The sequence below is a fragment of the Methylocystis suflitae genome, assembly GCF_024448135.1.
GTDB lineage: Bacteria > Pseudomonadota > Alphaproteobacteria > Rhizobiales > Beijerinckiaceae > Methylocystis > Methylocystis suflitae.
The window spans coordinates 1-1,700 of record NZ_JAMRYX010000078.1; the positions used below are offsets into that span (position 1 = coordinate 1).

1 protein-coding gene and 1 pseudogene are annotated in these 1,700 nt (G+C 64.7%); both read left to right on the forward strand.

Features of this window, described 5'->3' with window-relative positions; genetic code table 11:
- Positions 1-264 (forward strand): annotated as a pseudogene (locus tag NEI07_RS06355) (efflux RND transporter periplasmic adaptor subunit); the annotation flags it as partial.
- Between the two features lie 9 nt (positions 265-273).
- Positions 274-1,700 (forward strand): efflux RND transporter permease subunit (locus NEI07_RS06360; protein ID WP_256033461.1); only part of this gene is annotated, 1,427 nt, incomplete at its 3' end.

A 1,700-nucleotide genomic window follows, 5' to 3' on the forward strand; every position in this document is an offset into this window, starting at 1 on the left:
CCTGGCCAGGCGGTGCAGGCGATCTTGCGCGTCGCGGGCGGCGGCGCGACGCAGTGGCGCGTTTCCGCCGATGCGCTGGTCAACTTTAAAAACCACAATTGGGTGTTTGTACGAGCGCCGGAAGGCTTTGTCGCGACCCCGGTGATGCTGGTTTCCGAAACGCCGCAATACGCGTCGGTCCAGGGCGCGCTCAAAGCCGGCGAACGCGTGGCGACGCGGGGCCTGTTGACCTTGCTTGCCGAACTCGCCGAGGCCGAAAGGTGACGATGCGCAATGCTTGAAAGATTGATCCGCGTCGCGCTTCAACAGCGGCTGCTCGTCTTTCTTGGCGCGCTCGGCCTCGCCGCGTGGGGAGCGGTCAGCTATTTCAAGCTGCCGATCGACGCCTTTCCGGACGTCGCCCCGGTGCAGGTGATGGTCGCCATGCGCGCGCCGGGCCTCACGCCAGAGGAGTTAGAGGCGCGCGTCACCGTGCCGATCGAGCTCGCGGCGAAAGGCATTCCCAGCCTCGTCCGCATGCGCTCGACAACGCGTTATTCGGTGACGCTGATCACCTTCGAATTTTCGGAAGGGACCGACATCTACTGGGCGCGCGCGCAGGTCAACGAGCGTCTGGCGCAAGCGCAAAGTCAGTTGCCGGACGGCGTTTCCGGCGGCCTCGCGCCGATTGTCACGCCGCTTGGCGAGATGGTGATGTTCACCATCGTCGGCGGCCATCTCACGCCGACGGAGCAACGCACGCTGCTCGATTGGACGATACGCCCCGCCATCCGCGGCCTGCCGGGCGTCGCCGACCTCAACGTGCTCGGCGGCTTCGTGCGCACCTTCGAAGTCGCGCCGTTTCCAGCCGCCATGGCGTCTCGCGGCGTCACCGTGGAGATGCTCCAGTCGGCGCTCGCTAACAACAATAAGAACGACGGCGCGGGGCGCGTGCGCGATGGCGAGGAAGCGCTGCTGGTGCGCGCCGAAGGTCGTTTGCGATCGCTTGAGGAGATACGATCCGTCGTCATCGCCGCGCGTGACACGGGCATCGTGCGCGTCGGCGACGTCGCTGAAGTGCGCAACGGCGCGTTGCCGCGCAACGGCGTCGTCGTGCGTAACGGCGAAGGCGAGGCGGTGTGGGGACTTGTTCTCGGGCTGCGCGGCGCGGACGCGCGCATGGTGGTCAGTGGCGTGAAGCAGCGCCTGGCCGAGATCGAGCCGACGTTGCCGAACGGGGCCAAAATCGAAATCTTCTACGATCGCAGCGAATTGATCGGCAAAGCGGTTTGGACCGTACAGAAGGTGCTGATCGAGGCGATCGTCCTCGTCGTCATCCTGCTCGTCTTGTTTCTTGGCGATCTTCGCGCCGCGATCGTCGTTTCGGTCATTTTGCCGCTCGCCGCGCTCGCGACGTTCGGCATCATGCGCTGGTGGGGACTCTCGGCGAATATCATGTCGCTCGGCGGTCTCGCGATTGCCATCGGACTTTTGGTCGACTGCGCTGTCGTCGTCGTGGAGAACGTCGAACATCGCATGGCGCATGCGCATGACGTCAGTCTTTCCGATCGCATCTTCATGACGCTTGAGGCGACTCGCGAGGTTGCCGTCCCGCTCACATCCGGCGTCATCATCATCGTCACGGTGTTTCTGCCGCTGCTGTCACTCGAAGGGCTTGAAGGTCGTCTGTTCGCGCCGGTGGCGCTGACCATCGCCTTCGC